Genomic DNA, 18,163 nt, shown 5'->3' on the forward strand with positions numbered 1-18,163 from the left:
CTCCTCAGCGCCCTCACAGCGTCGAGGGGGCAGGATGTCGGCAGGAGGTGTCACATGTCCGTCCTGAAGAGCCGTCCCGTCCTGCGTTGGCTGGTCCCGGTGACCGCCGTCGCGACCGTCATCGGCGGCGGCGCCGCGCTCGGCACGTTCGCCGCCCAGGCCGAGCCGAGCCTGCCGCCGCGTACCGCCGCCCAACTCCTGGTCGACCTGCAGACCGCCCGGCTGGAAGGGCTCTCCGGCACGGTCGTGCAGCGCGCCGACCTGGGCCTGCCGCCGCTGGCCGGCCTGGTCGCCGGCGACGGCCTGACCGGCCTGTTGACCGGCACGCACACGCTGCGGGTCTGGCACTCCGGGCCCGACCGGCAGCGCGTCGCCCTGGTGGACACGCTCGGCGAGCACGACGTCATCCGCAACGGCCGTGACGTGTGGACCTGGAGCAGCCGGTCCAACACCGCCACCCACCGCACGCTGCCCGAGGGCACCGGGGCCGAGGCCCCGCAGCTGCCGGTCACCCCCGGTGAGGCGGCCGACCGGGCCCTGGCGGCGATCGGCCCGAGCACCGAGGTGAGCGTCGGCCGGTCCGCCACGGTCGCCGGCCGGTCCGCGTACGAGCTGGTGCTCGCCCCGCGCGACGCCGCCTCGCTGGTGCACCAGGTGCGCATCGCCATCGACGCCCGGCAGCACGTGCCGCTGCGCTTCGAGGTCTTCGCCGACGGCAGCGACAAGCCTGCCTTCGAGATGGCCTTCACCCAGGTGTCGTACGCCCGACCCGACGCCGGTCAGTTCGCCTTCAACCCGCCGCCCGGGGTGAAGGTGACCGAGGAGACCGCCGGCGGTCGGCCCGCCGACGCGCCCGGGAAGCGGCACGCGGACGGTGCGCGACCGGAGGTGCGTACCGTCGGCGAGAGCTGGGCCACGGTGGTGGTCGCGCGGCTCGACGGCGCCGGCACGCCCGCCGACCGACCCGCCTCCCCCGGCCGCGCCGCAAACGGACCGACCGGTGACCCGGCGGCGCTGCTCGGCGCGCTGCCCAAGGTCAGCGGCGACTGGGGCAGCGGCCGGCTGCTGACCGGGAAGCTGTTCAGCGCGTTGCTCACCGACGACGGCCGGCTCATCGCCGGCGCGGTGACGCCGGAGCGGCTCTACGAGGTCGCCCGGGGCTGAGCGTCGGCAGTCCGGGGGCCCGCCACCTGGCGGGCCCCCGCTGTCGTGTGCGGGCTGGCCCGTGGCGTGGCCCGGCGCGCTTGGTCGCGACGGCCGGCGCACGGTATCTTTCTCAGTTCAGGCAACAAAAAAGAACGGCTCCCGAAAGGCCGTTCCGAGAGAGATGCTAACCAAATGGGAGACGGCTTGTCAAGGCATTCCGCCGATTCCGCCGAATTGCGGCCCGAGGACGAGATCGGCCGCGAACAGGAATACGTCTCGATGCTCTACCGCCGGTTGGACGAGCTGCGTGAGCAGGCCTCCGATCGGTTGACCGACGAGCTGCGGGCGACCGGCGGCACCCTCCAGGCCCGTTCCCAGCGCGACAGCGCGGTACGGATGTACGCCGACCAGGTCGAGCAGTTCTCCGCGGTGGAGAGCGGCCTCTGCTTCGGCCGGCTCGACACCGACGACGGCGGCCCCCACTACATCGGCCGGATCGGCATCTTCGACACCGGTGGCGACTACGATCCGCTGCTGATGGACTGGCGCGCTCCGGCGGCCCGCGCCTTCTATCTCGCCACCGCGGCCAACCCGCAGGGGGTACGCCGTCGCCGGCACCTGCGCACCCGGGAACGCAAGGTGATCGCGCTCAACGACGAGGTGCTGGACCTGGCCACCGCCTCCCCCACCGCCCACGAGGAGCTGACCGGCGAGGCGTCGCTGCTCGCCGCGCTCAACGCCGGGCGCACCGGGCGGATGCGCGACATCGTCGAGACCATCCAGGCCGAGCAGGACCGGATCATCCGCGCCGACCTGCCGGGCGTACTGGTCGTGCAGGGTGGCCCCGGCACCGGCAAGACGGCGGTCGCGCTGCACCGCGCGGCGTACCTGCTCTACACCCACCGGGAGCAGCTCTCCACCCGGGGCGTGCTCCTGGTCGGCCCGAACGCCACGTTCCTGCGCTACATCTCCCAGGTGCTCCCGGCGCTGGCCGAGACCGGCGTGCTGCTGCGGACGCAGGGCGACCTCTTCCCCGGGGTCAGCGCCCGCCGGGCCGAGCCGGCGGCGACCGCCGCGCTCAAGGGCCGCGCGGTGATGGTCGAGGTGCTGGCCGCCGCCGTCCGCGACCGGCAGTGGGTGCCCGACGAGCCGCTGGAGATCGAACTGCCGCAGCAGGAGGTGCTGCGGCTCGACCCGGAGACCGTCCACGCCGCCCGGGACCGGGCCCGCCGCTCCGGCCGGCCGCACAACCTGGCCCGGGCGCTCTTCGACGTCGAGATCGTCCACGCCCTCGCCGCCCAGGTCGCCGAGCGCATCGGGGCGGACCCGCTGGGCGGGGAGAACCTGCTCGACGAGGCCGACGTGGCGGAGATCCGCCGCGAACTACGCGAGGAGCCCGAGGTGCGGGCCGTGCTGGACCAGCTCTGGCCGGTGCTCACCCCGCAGCGCCTGCTCGCCGACCTGTACGCCGCCGCCGACCGGATCGCCGTCGCCGCGCCCATGCTCAGCGACGCTGAGCGGGCCGTGCTGCGCCGCGAGCCGGGCGGCTGGACGCCGGCCGACGTGCCGCTGCTGGACGAGGCGGCCGAGCTGCTCGGCGAGGACGAGCGGGCCGCCGCCGCCCGCCAGGAGCGGATCCGGGCCCTGCAACGGGAGTACGCCGAGGGCGTGCTGGAGATCGCCCGGGGCTCCCGCTCCATCGACGTGGAGGACGAGGCCGAGGGCGGTGAGATCCTCGGCGTCACCGACCTGCTCGACGCCGACCGGCTGCTGGAGCGGCAGGAGGAGGCGGACCGGCTGACCACCGCCCAGCGGGCCGCGGCCGACCGGCGCTGGGCGTTCGGGCACGTCATCGTGGACGAGGCGCAGGAGCTGTCGCCGATGGCCTGGCGGCTGCTGATGCGCCGTTGCCCGAGCCGCTCGATGACCATCGTCGGCGACGTGGCCCAGACCGGCGCGCTGGCCGGCACGCCGTCCTGGGCCGACGCGCTGGAGCCGTACGTGGCGCAGCGCTGGCGGTTGGAGGAGCTGACCGTCAGCTACCGCACGCCGGCCGAGATCATGGCGGTCGCCGCCGAGGTGCTCGCCGAGATCGACCCGGCGCTGCGCCCGCCCCGCTCCGTACGCTCCGGCGGGGTTCCGCCGTCAGACCGCGCGGTGCCGCCGGAGCGGTTGGCGGCGGAGCTCGTGGCCGCCGCGACCCGGGAGGCGGCCGGCCTGGACGACGGCCGGCTCGGAGTGATCGTGCCGGCCGGGCGGGTCGACGAGCTGGGCGCCGCGCTCACCGCCGCCCTGCCCGAGGCCGCCGTCGGCGAGGACCCCGAGTTGGAGAGCCGCCTGGTGGTGCTCACCGTCGGGCAGGCCAAGGGCCTCGAATTCGACTCGGTCCTCCTGGTCGACCCCGACCGCATCGTGGCGGAGTCACCCCGGGGCCGCAGCGACCTCTACGTCGCCCTCACCCGCGCCACCCAACGCCTGGGAATCCTCCGCCCCACCTGACCACCGGCCCCGCGCGCCCCCGATCCCCGCCGCTCCGGAGGGGATCGGGGTGGGCGGTCAGTCCGGGGCGAAGTCGCCCACCTGGCTGGCGGGGCCGGACTGGTCGCTGGTGGAGCCGCCCGCCGGGGTGCTCAGACCGCCGGTGGTGGCGTCGCCCGTGGTGGTCGGGGCCACCTTGCCCGGGTGCCGCTCCGGCTGCCGTGCCAACCGGCGCACGCTGGCGGGGCCGGCGGTGCCGCCGGTCGTGGTGACGGCGCCCTGTCCCCGGGTGGGTCCGCCGTCCCGCAACACCTCCGGGTCGATCGGGACGTGGGCCGGATCGTCCGGGTCCTCGTCCTGGACGACCCGCTGCACGTCGGTACGGGGCACGGTCACCTCGTCGAGAGTGCCCTCGCCGTACACGCCACCGGCGATCCGCTGCTCGGCCTGCCGGGCGGCGTCCTGCCGCATGTCGTCCTCGCGCATGTCCATCACCTCGCAGAAGTGTCGGTCCGGATGCGTGCCCGACGCCCGGGCCGGCAAACCCACCCCGCGAGCCTTCGCGGCGGTGGGCCGCGCGGCGGGGACGGTTTTCCGGCCGACCGTGGGTGTTACTGGCCCCGCCGGCTCGGGTAGACGGCGGGTGCCCCCGCCATGAACGCGAACCGTGCCGTGGCCGACACGCGGTAGCGGGGCGAGGGAACGCAGGTACGACTCATCGCATCCTGAGGAGGACAAGATGAGCACGCAGGCTGCTTCCACCCGGCCGATGAACCGGACGACGCAGGACGCGCCCACCCGCACGATGCAGGACCGGGCCATCCAGGAGACGCCCACCCGTCCGATGCCGATGATGCACGACGGGCACCAGCCGCCCATGCAGGCGCCCGGCACGGAGACCAAGCCGTCGCTGCGGACCACCGAGTTCTGGGTCTACATCGCGGCCGTGATCGGCGTGCTGGCCGCCTCGCAGCTGGTCGGGCAGAACTCGGTCGGGGTGGACATCTTCCGGGCCGACAACGCCTGGTTCATGATCACGCTGCTGACCATCGGATACCTGGGTAGCCGTGGTCTGGCCAAGGCCGGTAGCAACTGGCGCAGCGGCGAGGAGCGCAAGGCCCGGCACTGATCGGGCACCGCTGCACGGCACGCGGTGGCCCCCGGGACTGTCGTCCCGGGGGCCACCGTCGTGTGTGGTCCTACTCCTCGAAGCCCCAGTCCTCGGCGAAGTCGCCCTCGACCGCGTCCTCGATCATCTCTCCGGCGACCATGCCGCCGACGACGCCGAGCGCGGCCCCGGCGACCACGCCGCCCATGCCGGGACCCCGGCCGTGCCCGTGCCCGCCGAAGCCGTGGGCGCGCAGGCTGCCGTAGCGGGACGTCGTCTCCCGCAGCCAGCCGTCGACCACCTGGACCCAGTCCGTCCGGTCGGCCTCGGTGTGCGAGACCCGGTAGTGGCCGAAGGCGTCGTGCCCGGCGGTGAGGAACCCGCCGCGCTTGTCGCACTCGAGGATCACCTCGACGCCGTGCGGGCTGGTGACGAAGGTCAGCTCGACCTCGTTGACGGTGCTCGCGTACTGGGGCGAGGCGAAGAACTCGATCTCCTGGTAGAACGGCAGCGTCTGCTGCGTGCCCCGGATGTGGCCGCGCTCCAGGTCGGCGTGCTTGAACCGGAAGCCGAGCTGCTGGAACGCCTCCAGGATCCGCTCGTGCACCGGCAACGGGTGCACGCTGACCTGGTCCAGGTCGCCCTTGTCCACCGCACGCGCGATGGCCAGCTCGGTGCGCAGCCCCATCGTCATGCCGCGCAGCCGCTGACCGTAGACGTCGGTGATCGGGGTCTCCCACGGCATCGGGAGCTGGAACCCGATGGCGAGCTGCTGCTTCGGGGCGAGCTGGAGCGGGCCGCTGACCGGCAGCCGGTGGAACTCCATGACGCCGGCGTACTCCGTGTCGTGACCCTCGATCTCGACCCGGGTGACGAGACTGACGACGACCTGCTCGATGTTGGCCGACGCGTCGCCGCCGAGCAGGTTCACCTGGCCCTCCAGGGGCAGGCCGGGCCGGGTGTTCGGGTTGGTCAGGACGGTGTCGACGCTCGGCCCGCCCACGCCGAACGCGCTCAACATCTTCTTGAAGACCATCGGAACTCCCGTGCGAAGACACCACGCTCCACCGTGGAGCGGGTCGCTGACTTCCCGCGACCCTAACCGGGGGTGCTGTGAAGTGCCTGTGAGGGCGCGCCGTCCGACGGAAGCACCGCAGGCGGCCGGCGCGGGCGAAGGTCTCAGCCGGCCGCGACGACGACCAGCTCGCCGACCTCGTCGGCGAGCCGGGTACGCGCCTCCGGGGGCAGGCCCGCGTCGGTGACGAGCACGTCGGCCTCCGACAGCGGGGCGATCGTGGCCATCCCGATCGTCTCCCACTTGGTGTGGTCGGCCAGCACCACCAGCCGCCGCGACGCCTCGACCAGGCACCGGTTCGTGCCGGCCTCCAGGAGGTTCGGCGTGGTGAACCCGGTGCGCGGGCACATGCCGTGCACGCCGAGGAAGAGCACGTCCACGTTGAGGGAGCTGATCGCCGCCTCGGCCACCGGCCCGGTAAGGGCGTCCGACGGGGTGCGGATGCCGCCGGTCAACACGACCGTCCGGTCGGCGCGGGGGTCCTGGTGCAGGGCGTCGGCGACCGGGATCGAGTTGGTCACCACGGTCAGACCGCGTACGTCGGCCAGCAGGGTGGCCAGCGCGGCGGTCGTGGTGCCTGCGGAGAGCGCGACGGCCATGCCGGGCTCGACGAGGGCGGCTGCCCGCCGGGCGATGGCGCGCTTCTCGGCCTGCTGCCGGACCGACTTCGCGGCGAAGCCGGGCTCCTCGGTGGGTCCGGGGCCGGGCAGGGTCGCTCCGCCGTGGACCTTGTCGACCAGCCCTCGCTCGGCCAGCACCTCGAGGTCGCGCCGGATCGTCATGTCGGAGACGCCGAACCGGCTCACGAGGTGGCTGACCCGCACGCCACCGTGCTGCCGGATCAGGTCGAGGATCGCGGCCTGCCGCTGTCGGGCCAGCATCCGGATGTCCTCCCTCGGGCCGTCACCGTCCGGACGCCGCGTCGGCGGCCGGGCCCTCACGGACCACGGCCACCTCACCGGCCGGCACGAGCAGGTCGCCGGCGCAGGACGCGCCGGTCAGCAGCTCCACGCCGGTCGCGTCGAGCCGGGCGTCGGCGTCGGTGTGGTTGACGACGAAGAGCCAGCTGCGCTCGCCGGCACGCCGCCGGACCACCTCCACCTCGGCGGGCACCTCCGCCGCCGGGCGTACCCCCGACTCGGCCACCAGCCGGGCGACCAGCCGGTCCGTGGCCGCCGCGTCCAGCCGGGTGCCGACGTACCAGGCCATGCCCGCGCCGACCGGGTGTCGGGTCAGCGCCGGAACGCCCGGCAGGGGCCCGTCGGCGTACGCGGCCAGCACCTGCGCGCCCTCGGGGTGCAGCCACTCCGTCCACACGTCGGCGCCGCAACCGTCGTCCAGGGTGACCCGCTCCCCCGCCCGCAGCGGGAAGAACTCCTCGACGCGCACGCCCAGCAGTTCCCGGAACGCCCCCGGGTAGCCGCCGAGGCGGATGTGGTCGTGCTCGTCGACGATGCCGCTGAAGTAGGTGACCAGGGCGGTGCCGCCGGCCTCGACGTACGCGCGCAGCGCCGCGGCGTGCGCGTCGCGTACCAGGTAGAGGGTCGGGACCAGCACCAGCCGGTAGCGGGCGAGGTCTGCCGACGGGTGCACGACGTCGGCGGTGATCCCGGCCCGCCACAGGGCGTCGTGCAGCGCACCGAGGCGGTCGGCGTACGCGACGTCGACGGTGGGGTGCGAGTCCAGCTCGGCGCCCCACCACGCCTCGTAGTCGAACAGGATCGCCACCTCCGCCTCGACCCGGCTGCCGCGCACCTCGGCGAGGGCCCGCAGGTCCGCGCCGAGGCGGCACACCTCGCGGAACACCTTGGTCTCCGGACCGGCGTGCGGGACCAGGGCGGAGTGGAACTTCTCCGCCCCGGCGCGGGAGGCCCGCCACTGGAAGAAGAGCACGCCGTCGGCACCCCGCGCCACGTGCGCCAGGCTGTTGCGGCGCAGCTGCCCGGGGGCCTTGGCGACGTTGCGCGGCTGCCAGTTGACGGCGCTGGTGGAATGCTCCATCAGCAGCCACGGGGCGCCGCCGGCGACGCCCCGGGTGTGGTCCGCCGCGAGGGCGAGCCCGACGTGGGCGCGCGGGTCGGCGGCGGTGAGGTAGTGGTCGTTGGCGACCACGTCCACGTCGGACGCCCAGGAGTGGTAGTCCAGGTGCTTGATGCCGGTGCCGATCATGAAGTTCGTGGTGACCGGCTGGCGCACCAGCCGGCCCAGCACCTCGCGTTCGGCGCGCAGTTGGCCGCGCTGCTCGTCGGAGGAGAAGCGCAGGAAGTCCAGCTGCTGGGTGGGGTTGGCGAAGGTCGGCGCCGTGCGCGGCGGGTTGATCTCGGCCCAGTCGCCGTACCGCTGGCTCCAGAAGGCGGTGCCCCAGGCGTCGTTGAGCCCGTCCAGGTCGCCGTAGCGCTCGCCCAGCCAGCGGCGGAACGCGTCGGCGCTGACGTCGCAGTAGCAGTGCACGTTGTGGCAGCCCAACTCGTTGGAGACGTGCCACATGACCACGGCGGGGTGCTCGGCGTACCGGGTGGCGAGGGCCTCGACCAGGGCCAGCGACCGCTGCCGGAACACCGGCGAGCTGGGGCAGTACGCCTGCCGTCCGCCGGGCCAGAGGATCGCGCCGTCGGCGCGCCGGGGCAGCGTCTCCGGGTGCCGGTGGGCCAGCCACGGGGGCGGGCTCGCGGTGGCGGTGGCCAGGTCGACGCAGATCCCCCCGCCGTGCAGCAGGTCGAGCACGCGGTCGAGCCAGCCGAACTCGTACGTGCCGGGGGCGGGCTCCAGCAGCGCCCAGGAGAAGATGCCGACCGACACCAGGTTGACCCCGGCCCGGCGCATCAGCTCGACGTCGTCGGCCCAGGTCGACTCGGGCCACTGCTCGGGGTTGTAGTCGGCGCCGAACCACATGTGCTCACCCTGCCATCGCCGCATGGCTGCAGAGCGTGCCCGCCCGCAGCGGCCAAGTCAACACGTTCCAACATCGATCATCTTTACAACGTTTACCCCCCAACGGCCTTGTCGTGGACGGGTTGCCGGGCCGTCGCCGGCCCCTTGACAGCGCCCGGAGGACGAGTAGCTTGAGGCGCCACTGGCAATTCGTGTTCGCCAATGTGGGTTCGCGGTGGATCCGGTTGTGTGATCACGGTTGCCGGAACACCGCCACCGACGGCCCTCGGGCACACCTCTTCATCCGCAGGAGGCACCATGTCCCGTCCCCGCACCCGAGCCGAATACCTCGCCCGGCTCGTACCCCCCTCCGTGGCCGGCCTCAACCGTCGCTCGCTGCTGGCCGGCGCCGCCGGCACCACGGCGCTGCTCGGCACGGGCCTGCTCGCCGGCTGCGGTTCCGACTCCGGCGGCTCGGACGCCAAGACGGTGTCGCTGGGCTCCAACCAGTCCGACCCGAAGCCCAAGGAGGTGGTCGCGAAGGTCGTGGACGGGTTCCAGACCTCGTCCGGCCTCCAGGTCGCCGTCAACACCGTCGACCACAACACGTTCCAGGAGAACATCAACAACTATCTCCAGGGCAGGCCGGACGACGTGTTCATGTGGTTCGCCGGCTACCGGATGCGGTTCTTCGCCGCCCGGGGCCTCGCCGGCGACCTCAGCGACGTCTGGGGCAGGCTCTCCGGGATGTCCGACGCGTTCCGCAAGGCGTCGACCGGGGACGACGGCAAGCAGTACTTCGTGCCGTCGTCGTACTACCCGTGGGCCGTCTTCTACCGCAAGTCCGTCTGGCAGCAGAACGGCTACCAGGAGCCGAAGACCCTCGACGACCTGACCGCGCTCGCCGGGGAGATGAAGAAGGACGGCCTCACCCCGATCGCCTTCGCCGACAAGGACGGCTGGCCGGCGATGGGCACCTTCGACATCCTCAACCTACGGATCAACGGCTACCAGTTCCACATCGACCTGATGGCCGGCAAGGAGTCCTGGACCTCCGACAAGGTGAAGAAGGTCTTCGACACCTGGCGCGGCCTGCTGCCCCTGCACCAGCCGGACAGCCTCGGCCGGACCTGGCAGGAGGCCGCCCAGTCGTTGCAGCAGAAGAAGAGCGGCATGTACCTGCTCGGCCTCTTCGTCGGCCAGCAGTTCGACGGCGACGACCTGGCCGACCTCGACTTCTTCACCTTCCCCGAGATCGACCCGGCGATCGGCGCCAAGGCCCTGGACGCGCCCATCGACGGCTACATGATGGCCCGCAAGCCGAAGCAGGAAGCCAACGCCAGGAAGCTGCTGGAGTACGTCGGCTCGAAGGCCGCCGCGGACATCACCGTCAAGAACGACCCGAGCACGCTGGTCGCCAACGGCGAGGCCGACACCAGCGGCTACAGCGCCCTGCAACGCAAGGCCGCCGAGGTGGTCGGCTCGGCCACCGAGATAGCCCAGTTCCTGGACCGCGACACCCGCCCCGACTTCGCCTCGACGGTGATCATTCCGGCGCTCCAGCAGTTCATCAAGGACCCGAAGGACATCGACGGGCTGACGTCCAGCATCGAGAACCAGAAGAAGTCCATCTTCACCGACTGACGGCGAGAGGTGAGGGCACCGTGTCCGACCTGCCCCTGATCCGAGCGGACCGCGCCGCGCCGCCACCGGCGGCGGCCACCCCCACGGGTGGTCGCCGCCGGCGCGTACGGCTGCTGTCCGGCACCGACCGCGTGGTCGTCACGCTCATGGTGCTCGTACCGCTGCTGCTCGTCGTCGCCCTGGTCTGGCTGCCGGCGGGCGCCACCGTGCTGCTCTCCGGCACCGACTGGGACGGCATCGGCCCGATCTCCGACATCGAGTGGGTCGGCGGCCGCAACTACGCCGACGTGGTGCAGAACTACCCGCCGTTCGTGCCCGCCGTGCAGAACAACCTGCTCTGGCTGGCGGCGCTGTTCGTGGTGGCCACCCCGTTCGGCATGTTCCTGGCCGTCCTGCTGGACAAGGAGCTGCGCGGCACCCGGTTCTACCAGACCGCGCTCTACCTGCCGGTGGTGCTCTCCCTGGCGCTGATCGGCTTCGTCTGGCAGCTGCTCTACTCCCGCGACCAGGGCCTGCTCAACGCCGTCCTCGGCACGAACGTCGACTGGTACGGCGACCCGGGCGTCAACATCTGGGCCGTGCTGGTGGCCGCCGGCTGGCGGCACGTCGGCTACGTCATGCTGCTCTACCTGGCCGGGCTGAAGGGCGTCGACCCCTCGCTGCGGGAGGCCGCCGCCGTGGACGGCGCGTCGGAGGGCCGGACGTTCTTCAAGGTGATCTTCCCGGTCCTGCGGCCCATCAACATCATCGTGCTGGTGGTGACGGTGATCGAGTCGCTGCGCGCGTTCGACCTGGTCTGGGTCATCAACAAGGGCCGCAACGGGTTGGAACTGCTCTCGGCGCTGGTCACCCAGAACGTCGTGGGCGAGGCGAGCCGGATCGGCTTCGGCTCCGCACTGGCGACGATCATGCTGGTCGTCTCGCTGCTCTTCATCACCGTCTACCTGGCGACCGTGCTGCGGGAGGGACGCCGATGAGAACCGCGACCGTGCCCCGGGAAGCCGGCACCGCCCCCGCGTCCCGGCGCCGCCCGCCGCTGCGCCCGGCCCGGGTGGTGCTGCACGTGTTCCTCGCCGCGGTGGCGATCGGCTGGCTCTTCCCCATCCTCTGGGCCGTGCTGACCTCCTTGCGCTCCTACGAGTACACGGCCACCAACGGCTACGTCTCGCTCGGCGGGTGGACCCTCGACAACTACGTCACCGCCTGGCGCACCGCAGAGTTCGGCAAGCACTTCCTCAACTCCGTCTACATCACGGTGCCGGCGGTGCTGCTGACCCTCTTCCTCGCCTCCTGCGTGGCGTTCGTCATCGCCCGGTTCAGCTGGAAGACCAACATCGTCCTGCTCGGCCTCTTCACCGCCGCGAACCTGCTGCCCCAGCAGGCCCTGCTCATCCCGCTGTTCCGGCTCTTCACCCGGGTGCCGCTGCCGGCGTTCATGAGCGACTCGGAGGTGCTCTACGACAGCTACTGGGGGCTGATCCTGGTCAACGTCGCCTTCCAGTGCGGCTTCTGCGTCTTCGTGCTCAGCAACTACATGAAGGCGCTGCCGCGCGACCTCTACGAGGCGGCGATGGTCGACGGGGCGAGCGTCTGGCGCCAGTACTGGCAGGTGACCCTGCCGCTGTGCCGGCCGGCCCTCGCCGCGCTGGCCACCCTCGAGGTGACCTGGATCTACAACGAGTTCTTCTGGGCCACCGTGCTCATGCGCACCGGCGACAAGTTCCCGGTGACCAGTTCGCTGAACAACCTGCGCGGCGAGTTCTTCACCGACAACAACCTCGTCTCGGCCGGCTCGGTGCTGGTCGCCGTCCCGACCCTGGTGATCTTCTTCCTCCTGCAGAGGCAGTTCGTCCGGGGCCTGACGCTGGGAGCCTCCAAGGGATGACGATCGTCCACCTGCGCCGCTCCCGGACCAGCCTGGTGCTCGACGCGCGCGGCCCGGGGCTGCCCCGCCTCGCGCACTGGGGCGCCGACCTCGGCCCGGTCCCGACCGGCGACCTGCCCGCCCTGGTCGACGCCACCGTCGCGCCGGTCGTACCGAGCAGCTTCGACGCGCCGACGGTGCTGTCCCTGCTGCCGGAGGCGTCCGCCGGCTGGGGTGGCCGGCCGGCGCTGGCCGGGCACCGCGACCGCCGGGACTGGTCCACCGCCTTCCGGCTCGAGGGCGTGGACGTGACCGACGACGGCACCGGTCCCGCCCGGGCCACCGTCCGGGCGTCCGACGCCGGTGCCGGGCTGTCGCTGACCGTCGAACTCACGCTCGACGCGACCGGGCTGGTGCTGCTGCGGCACCGGCTGCGCAACACCGGCGACCGCCCGTACGAGCTGCGGGAGCTGACGCCGGTCCTGCCGGTGCCGGCGGTCGCCACCGAGCTGCTCGACCTGACCGGCCGGTGGTGCCGGGAACGGTCCCCGCAGCGGCACCCGTGGCCGATGGGCGCCTGGGTACGCGAGGGCCGGCACGGCCGCACCGGGCACGACGCGACCCTGCTGCTGGTCGCCGGCACGGCGGGCTTCGACTTCGGCCACGGCGAGGTGTGGGCGGTGCACACCGCGTGGAGCGGCGACCACGTGACCTTCGCCGAGCGGCGGCCCACGGGCGAGTCGGTCCTCGGCGGCGGCGAACTGCTCACCCCCGGCGAGGTGGTGCTCGACCCCGGCGGGGAGTACGCCACCCCCCTGTTGTACGCGGTCTTCTCCGCCGCCGGGCTGGACGGGCTCAGCGACGTCCTGCACACCCACCTGCGCGCCCGCCCGCAGCATCCGGCCACGCCCCGCCCGGTCACCCTCAACGTGTGGGAGGCCGTCTACTTCGACCACGACCTGGAGCGGCTGCACGCGCTGGCCGACCACGCCGCCGAGGTCGGGGTGGAACGCTTCGTGCTCGACGACGGGTGGTTCCGGGGGCGTCGCCACGACCGCGCCGGCCTGGGCGACTGGTACGTCGACGAGACCGTGTGGCCCGACGGCCTGCACCCGCTCGTCGAGCACGTGCGCGGGCACGGGATGCAGTTCGGGCTCTGGGTCGAACCGGAGATGGTCAACCCGGACTCCGAGGTGTTCCGCGCCCACCCGGAGTGGGTGCTGTCGACGCCGGGCCGGCTGCCGCCGGAGTGGCGGCACCAGCAGGTGCTCGACCTGGCCCAGCCGCCGGCGTACGCCCACCTGCTGGAGCGGCTCGACGCGCTGCTCACCGCGTACCCCGGCATCGGCTACCTCAAGTGGGACCACAACCGGGACCTGACCGAGGCGGGCCACCACGGTCACCCCGGCGTGCACGGGCAGACCCGCGCGGCCTACCGGCTCCTCGACGAGCTGCGCCGCCGCCACCCGGGGGTGGAGATCGAGAGCTGCGCGTCCGGCGGTGCCCGGGTGGACCTGGAGATCCTGCGGCGTACGGACCGGGTCTGGGCCAGCGACTGCAACGACGCCCTGGAACGGCTGGCCATCCAGCGTTGGACGGGTCTGCTGCTGCCGCCCGAGCTGGTCGGCAGCCACATCGGGCCGGAGCGCTCGCACACCACCCACCGCGTGCACGACCTGGGATTCCGGGCGGCGACCGCGCTCTTCGGCCACCACGGCATCGAGTGGGACATCGGCGCGATCGGCGTCGCCCAGCGCCGCGAGCTGGCCGCCTGGGTCGCGCTGCACAAGCGGCTGCGCCCGCTGCTGCACGCCGGGCGGGTGGTCCGGGTCGACCACCCCGACCCGGCCGTCTGGGCGCACGGCGTGGTCGCGCACGACGGTTCCCACGCGGTGTACGCCGTGGCCCGGCTGGCCACCTCGGTGGCGCAGACACCCGGGCCGGTCCGGCTCCCCGGCCTCGATCCCCGCCGTCGGTACGCGGTGCGGCCGGTCGCGGGCGTGCCGGAGCCCGCGACCCTCCAGCTGACCGAGCCGGGCTGGCTGGTCGTCGGCGGCGTGACGCTCGGGGGCGCGGTGCTGGCGACCGTCGGGCTCCAGATGCCGGCCCTGCATCCCGAGCAGACCGTGCTGCTGGAGGTCACCGCCGCCGACTGAACGCGGGCGGTGGCACCTGACGATGCGCGCCGACGATGCGCGCGGCGGGGACCGGAGAGCGGGTCGTCGCTGTCGAGCTGCCCGCACGGATGGGGCAGGAGAATCCGGGTCCCGTGGCGACCGGGCGGTCCCACGGACGGGGCAGCTCGACAGCGCGTAGGCAGCACCCACCGGTGGCCGGGCCCGTGCGGGCCCGGCCACCGCTGGTACACCGGATCTCAGCTCGCGGTGCAGGTCACCGCAGGCGTGGCGTTGGTGCCGTTCCAGCTCGCGATGAAGCCGAAGCTGGTGCTGGTACCGGCGCCCAGCCGGCCGTTCCAGTCGACGTTGCGGGCCGTGACGGTCGACCCGCTGCTGCTCAGGGCGGTGTTCCAGGACTGGCTGACGGTCTGACCTCCGGTGAACGTCCACTTCGTCGTCCAGCCGGTGATCGCCGCCGAGCCGGCGGTCACCTTCACCTCGCCCTGGAAGCCGCCCTGCCACTGGCTGACCACGCTGTACGTCGCGGTGCAGCCGCCCGGCGGCGGCGTGCTCGGCGGCGGCGTGGTGGGCGGCGGCGTGGTGGGCGGCGGCGTGCTCGGCGGCGGAGTCGTCGGCGGCGGGGTGCTGCCGAAGACCGTCGCCTCCCTGGCCGTGGCCTTGATCCCGTTCGCACCGTTGAAGATGCGCTGACCCCAGGTGGTCAAGGCGGCCGGGTTGAAGCTGGTGACCATGTCGAGGTACTCGACGCCACCGCCGTTGCCACTCCACGACCAGCCCAGGTAGCCGATGCCGTTGGCCTGGGCGTAGGAGAGGATGGCGTCCTCGTCGGGGTTGCCGTCGGAGTGGTCGAAGCCGAACTCGCCGACCACGATCGGCAGCTTGGCGGCCCGGAACCGGCCAAGGTAGTCGCTGATCTCGGCGGCGGTGTCGAAGACGCCGTACATGTGGATGGAGAAGACGGTGTTCTTCTGCGGGTCCGCCGCGAAGACCGACGCGGCGTTGTCCCGCATGGTGAACGACCAGTCCTGGCCCCAGTTGGGCGCGTCGACCATGATGGTGTGCGTCAGGCCGCCCGCCCGCAGCCGCTTGACCGCGTCGGCGGTGTCGGTCGCCCAGGTGCCGTAGCCCTGGTTGCCGTACGGCTCGTTGCCGATGTTGACGATGACGTACTTCTCCTGCCCGGCGAGGGCGCCGGAGATGCTCAGCCAGTAGTCGACCGCCTGGTCCAGGGTGGCTGCCCCGCTCTGCTCGCCGTAGCCGGTGGTGTCGTGCACCTCCAGCACGCAGATCAGCCGGTTGGCCTTGCACAGCGAGATGACGTTGGCGACGTCGGCGGTGTCGTTCTTCGCCCACCGCTGGCCGCTGGCCAGCACCACGCGCACCGTGTTCGCCCCGAGCGCCTTGATGTTGGCGAAGGAACTGGTCTGCTGCTGGTACCAGGTGTGCGCGTGGTTCACACCGCGCATGACGAACTCGCTGCCGTTGGCGTCGTAGAGCTTGCCGTCGGCGACGGAGAAGCCGGTGGCGGCCCGCGCGGGCTGGCCGAACGCCAGCACGGCGACCAGCAACGCGAGCAGGGCCGCACCGGCGGCGGAGAGTCTCTTCTTCATGGCCTTCCTCAGAGGGAGGACCCCCGCTGCCCAGGTGGGGGTGGGACGTCACAGGGGATGGCGGCTGCAGCCCGGCAACCGCCGCCCGGCTCCCGGCGGCGCAGGGATCAGCGTAGGCGGGGCGGGCCGGTCACGCAATGAACCGGTTAAGCGGCGGTCGGCCGGCACCGGACGCGGGGGTTGACCGGGGCTGGTCGGGGTATCCGGGGATGATCCCGCCCGGGTCGGAAGGAGACGTCCATGGTCAACGTCGGCTACACCCTGATGTGCGAGCAGGCCGGTCCCAAGCAGCTGGTCGACTACGCGGTGCGGGCGGAGGCGGCCGGCTTCGACCAGCTCGTCATCTCCGACCACTACTACCCCTGGCTGGACTCCCAGGGCCACTCCCCGTACGCCTGGTCGGTGCTCGGCGCGGTCGCGCACGCCACCAGCCGCGCGGAGCTGATGTCCTTCGTCACCTGCCCGATCCGCCGCTACCACCCGGCGGTCGTGGCGCAGAAGGCCAGCACGGTCGGGGTGCTCTCGGACGGCCGGTTCACCCTCGGCCTGGGCGCGGGCGAGAACCTCAACGAGCACGTGGTCGGCGGCTGGCCGCACGTACAGCAGCGGCACGAGATGTTCGAGGAGGCGCTCCAGATCATCCGGCCGCTGCTCAACGGGGAGACGTTGACCTTCTCGGGCAACCACTACGACGTGCCCGACGCCTACGTGTGGGACCGGCCGGCCCGGCCGGTGCCGATGGCCGTCGCCGCCTCCGGCCGCCAGTCGGTCACCCTCGCCGCCGAGTACGCCGACGGCCTCGTCGCGACCGAGCCGGACCCGCACATCATCGAGATGTACGACGGGGCCGGCGGCGCCGGGCAGCCCCGTTACGGGCAGGTCGCCATCTGCTACGGGCCGGACGAGGACGAGTGCCGCAAGATCGTGCACGACCAGTTCCGCTGGTTCGGGATGGGCTGGAAGGTCAACGCCGACCTGCCCGGGCCCGATTCGTTCGCCGCCGCCACCCAGTTCGTCCGCGAGGAGGACGTCGCCGAGGGGGTCTCCTGCGGGCCGGACGTGGACCGGCACGTCGAGGCGTTCCGGAAGTTCGTCGACGCCGGCTTCACCCACGTGGCGATCGTGCAGGTGGGCGGCGAGACGCAGCCGATGTTCCTGGACTGGGCGCAGGAGCAGCTCCTGCCGAGGCTGCGCGGGCTGTGAGGACGACACCGACCCGGCAGCCCCGGGCCACCCCGCCCGGCCGGTTCGGCACGGCGGAGCTGCGCGTCGCGCTGGCCGCGCCGAAGCCCATCGCCGGGCTGACCAGCGAGTGGCGGCTGGTCGACGGGATCCGTACGCACACCCGCCGCGCGGGCGACCCCGGCACCGCCGCCACCCCGGTCGTGCTGGTGCACGGGCTGGCCGTGTCCCACCGCTACCTGACCCCGCTCGCGCTGGCGCTGGCCGACGCCCATCCCGTGTACGCGCCCGACCTGCCCGGCTTCGGGCTGACCGCGCGCCCCGGCAGCGCGTACGACGTGCGCGAGCACGCCGCGCACCTGGCCGCCTGGCTGGCCGCGTACCGGATGCCACCCGTCTGCCTGCTCGGGCACTCCTTCGGCGCGGAGGTCGTGGCGGCGCTGGCCGCCCGGCACCCCGACGCGGTGCGGGCCGTGGTGCTCGCCGGCCCGACCAGCGACCCGGCCGCCCGGTCCCGGCGGGCGCAGTTCGGACGCTGGCTGGTCGACACCCTGCGGGAGGCGCCGTTGCAGGCGCCGATCCTGCTCCGCGACGTCCTCGACGCCCGCCCCTGGCGGGTCCACGCGACGCTGTCGCACTCGGTGCGCAACGGGATCGAGGCCGACCTGGTCCGCATCGCCGCGCCCACGCTGGTGGTCACCGGCGCCCGGGACCCGGTCGTGCCGCCGTCCTGGCGTACGCAGGTCGGCCGGCTGGTGCCGCACGCCCGTACGGTCACCGTGCCGGGCACCGCGCACAACGTCGCCACCACCGCCCCGGCGCAGATCGCCGACGCGATCCGCGCCCTCCTCGCCCCCTCGCTGACGAACAGGTGATCACATGCGTATCGGCAACACGGAGATCCGGCCGGCCGGCGGCGGCCTCGGCTGCCTGCTGATGATCCTCTTCTCCATCGTCGCGTCGATCGTCCTGACCGTCCTGCTCAACCTGCTCCTCTAGACGCCACTCCCGGCTGCGGTCCCGGTGCTGCGGATCGGGCCCGCGCAT

General features: G+C 72.9%; 14 protein-coding genes. 9 read left to right on the forward strand and 5 right to left on the reverse strand.

Going from position 1 to position 18,163, the window contains the following annotated elements; translation table 11 throughout:
* The first annotated feature begins 54 nt into the window (after positions 1 to 54).
* The gene (locus KBX06_RS10215; RefSeq protein WP_210834233.1) at positions 55 to 1,164 is read left to right on the forward strand and encodes a sigma-E factor regulatory protein RseB domain-containing protein; all 1,110 of its coding nucleotides are present in this window, start codon (positions 55 to 57) and stop codon (positions 1,162 to 1,164) included.
* Positions 1,165 to 1,425: 261 nt separating this feature from the next.
* Entirely contained in the window at positions 1,426 to 3,645 is a 2,220-nt protein-coding gene (locus tag KBX06_RS10220; protein WP_247685638.1) for an ATP-binding domain-containing protein, read from the forward strand.
* A gap of 57 nt (positions 3,646 to 3,702) precedes the next feature.
* On the opposite strand, the gene KBX06_RS10225 is transcribed toward KBX06_RS10220, so the two are convergent.
* Positions 3,703 to 4,110 carry a hypothetical protein gene (locus KBX06_RS10225; protein ID WP_210834235.1) on the reverse strand — a complete coding sequence of 136 codons (408 nt, stop codon included), beginning with the start codon at positions 4,108 to 4,110 and terminating at the stop codon, positions 3,703 to 3,705.
* A 253-nt stretch (positions 4,111 to 4,363) separates the two neighbouring features.
* Here KBX06_RS10225 and KBX06_RS10230 point away from each other — a divergent pair, with 253 nt between their 5' ends.
* Entirely contained in the window at positions 4,364 to 4,753 is a 390-nt protein-coding gene (locus KBX06_RS10230; protein WP_210834236.1) for a hypothetical protein, read from the forward strand.
* A gap of 70 nt (positions 4,754 to 4,823) precedes the next feature.
* Here the strand turns inward: KBX06_RS10230 and KBX06_RS10235 are convergent, their stop codons facing one another.
* The 3 genes from KBX06_RS10235 to KBX06_RS10245 form a co-directional block, all read right to left on the reverse strand.
* Positions 4,824 to 5,768 (reverse strand): sporulation protein, encoded by a 945-nt coding sequence (locus KBX06_RS10235; protein WP_210834237.1) that lies wholly within the window; start codon positions 5,766 to 5,768, stop codon positions 4,824 to 4,826.
* Between the two features lie 143 nt (positions 5,769 to 5,911).
* A complete protein-coding gene (locus KBX06_RS10240; protein WP_210834238.1) occupies positions 5,912 to 6,688 on the reverse strand; it encodes a DeoR/GlpR family DNA-binding transcription regulator in 777 nt (258 codons plus the stop codon).
* Between the two features lie 22 nt (positions 6,689 to 6,710).
* On the reverse strand, positions 6,711 to 8,723 hold the full coding sequence (locus tag KBX06_RS10245) for a beta-galactosidase (RefSeq protein ID WP_210834239.1): 2,013 nt from the start codon (positions 8,721 to 8,723) through the stop codon (positions 6,711 to 6,713).
* 273 nt (positions 8,724 to 8,996) lie between these two features.
* Here KBX06_RS10245 and KBX06_RS10250 point away from each other — a divergent pair, with 273 nt between their 5' ends.
* The 4 genes from KBX06_RS10250 to KBX06_RS10265 are packed head-to-tail and all read left to right on the forward strand — an operon-like array spanning position 8,997 to position 14,342.
* Complete coding sequence (locus KBX06_RS10250) at positions 8,997 to 10,322, forward strand: ABC transporter substrate-binding protein (protein WP_210834240.1); 1,326 nt, start codon at positions 8,997 to 8,999, stop codon at positions 10,320 to 10,322.
* Positions 10,323 to 10,342: 20 nt separating this feature from the next.
* Positions 10,343 to 11,299, forward strand: a complete 957-nt coding sequence (locus KBX06_RS10255; protein ID WP_210834241.1) for a carbohydrate ABC transporter permease — start codon at positions 10,343 to 10,345, stop codon at positions 11,297 to 11,299.
* Positions 11,296 to 12,207: a carbohydrate ABC transporter permease gene (locus KBX06_RS10260; protein WP_210834242.1), complete on the forward strand. Its 912-nt coding sequence runs from the start codon at positions 11,296 to 11,298 to the stop codon at positions 12,205 to 12,207. The genes KBX06_RS10255 and KBX06_RS10260 overlap by 4 nt, the downstream gene beginning before the upstream one ends.
* The gene (locus KBX06_RS10265; RefSeq protein ID WP_210834243.1) at positions 12,204 to 14,342 is read left to right on the forward strand and encodes an alpha-galactosidase; all 2,139 of its coding nucleotides are present in this window, start codon (positions 12,204 to 12,206) and stop codon (positions 14,340 to 14,342) included. The genes KBX06_RS10260 and KBX06_RS10265 overlap by 4 nt, the downstream gene beginning before the upstream one ends.
* Positions 14,343 to 14,560: 218 nt before the next feature.
* Here the strand turns inward: KBX06_RS10265 and KBX06_RS10270 are convergent, their stop codons facing one another.
* Positions 14,561 to 15,934, reverse strand: coding sequence for a cellulase family glycosylhydrolase (locus tag KBX06_RS10270; RefSeq protein ID WP_210834244.1), 1,374 nt, complete (start codon positions 15,932 to 15,934; stop codon positions 14,561 to 14,563).
* 240 nt (positions 15,935 to 16,174) lie between these two features.
* Between KBX06_RS10270 and KBX06_RS10275 the strand changes: the two genes are divergently transcribed.
* Together KBX06_RS10275 and KBX06_RS10280 are read left to right on the forward strand one after the other, a co-directional pair.
* On the forward strand, positions 16,175 to 17,137 hold the full coding sequence (locus KBX06_RS10275; RefSeq protein WP_210834245.1) for a TIGR03557 family F420-dependent LLM class oxidoreductase: 963 nt from the start codon (positions 16,175 to 16,177) through the stop codon (positions 17,135 to 17,137).
* Entirely contained in the window at positions 17,134 to 17,991 is an 858-nt protein-coding gene (locus tag KBX06_RS10280) for an alpha/beta fold hydrolase (RefSeq protein WP_210834246.1), read from the forward strand. The genes KBX06_RS10275 and KBX06_RS10280 overlap by 4 nt, the downstream gene beginning before the upstream one ends.
* The last annotated feature ends 172 nt before the right edge of the window (positions 17,992 to 18,163 follow it).

Origin of the sequence: Micromonospora sp. C31 (genome assembly GCF_018070575.1) — a bacterium.
GTDB lineage: Bacteria > Actinomycetota > Actinomycetes > Mycobacteriales > Micromonosporaceae > Micromonospora.

Bases quoted from the DNA above. Each gene is read 5' to 3' on its own strand.
- KBX06_RS10235 (WP_210834237.1), bottom strand. From the start codon at position 5,768: ATGGTCTTCAAGAAGATGTTGAGCGCGTTCGGCGTGGGCGGGCCGAGC.
- KBX06_RS10245 (WP_210834239.1), bottom strand. From the start codon at position 8,723: ATGCGGCGATGGCAGGGTGAGCACATGTGGTTCGGCGCCGACTACAAC.
- KBX06_RS10265 (WP_210834243.1), top strand. From the start codon at position 12,204: ATGACGATCGTCCACCTGCGCCGCTCCCGGACCAGCCTGGTGCTCGAC.
- KBX06_RS10220 (WP_247685638.1), top strand. From the start codon at position 1,426: ATGCTCTACCGCCGGTTGGACGAGCTGCGTGAGCAGGCCTCCGATCGG.
- KBX06_RS10260 (WP_210834242.1), top strand. From the start codon at position 11,296: ATGAGAACCGCGACCGTGCCCCGGGAAGCCGGCACCGCCCCCGCGTCC.
- KBX06_RS10275 (WP_210834245.1), top strand. From the start codon at position 16,175: ATGGTCAACGTCGGCTACACCCTGATGTGCGAGCAGGCCGGTCCCAAG.
- KBX06_RS10240 (WP_210834238.1), bottom strand. From the start codon at position 6,688: ATGCTGGCCCGACAGCGGCAGGCCGCGATCCTCGACCTGATCCGGCAG.
- KBX06_RS10215 (WP_210834233.1), top strand. From the start codon at position 55: ATGTCCGTCCTGAAGAGCCGTCCCGTCCTGCGTTGGCTGGTCCCGGTG.
- KBX06_RS10270 (WP_210834244.1), bottom strand. From the start codon at position 15,934: ATGAAGAAGAGACTCTCCGCCGCCGGTGCGGCCCTGCTCGCGTTGCTG.
- KBX06_RS10225 (WP_210834235.1), bottom strand. From the start codon at position 4,110: ATGCGCGAGGACGACATGCGGCAGGACGCCGCCCGGCAGGCCGAGCAG.
- KBX06_RS10230 (WP_210834236.1), top strand. From the start codon at position 4,364: ATGAGCACGCAGGCTGCTTCCACCCGGCCGATGAACCGGACGACGCAG.
- KBX06_RS10250 (WP_210834240.1), top strand. From the start codon at position 8,997: ATGTCCCGTCCCCGCACCCGAGCCGAATACCTCGCCCGGCTCGTACCC.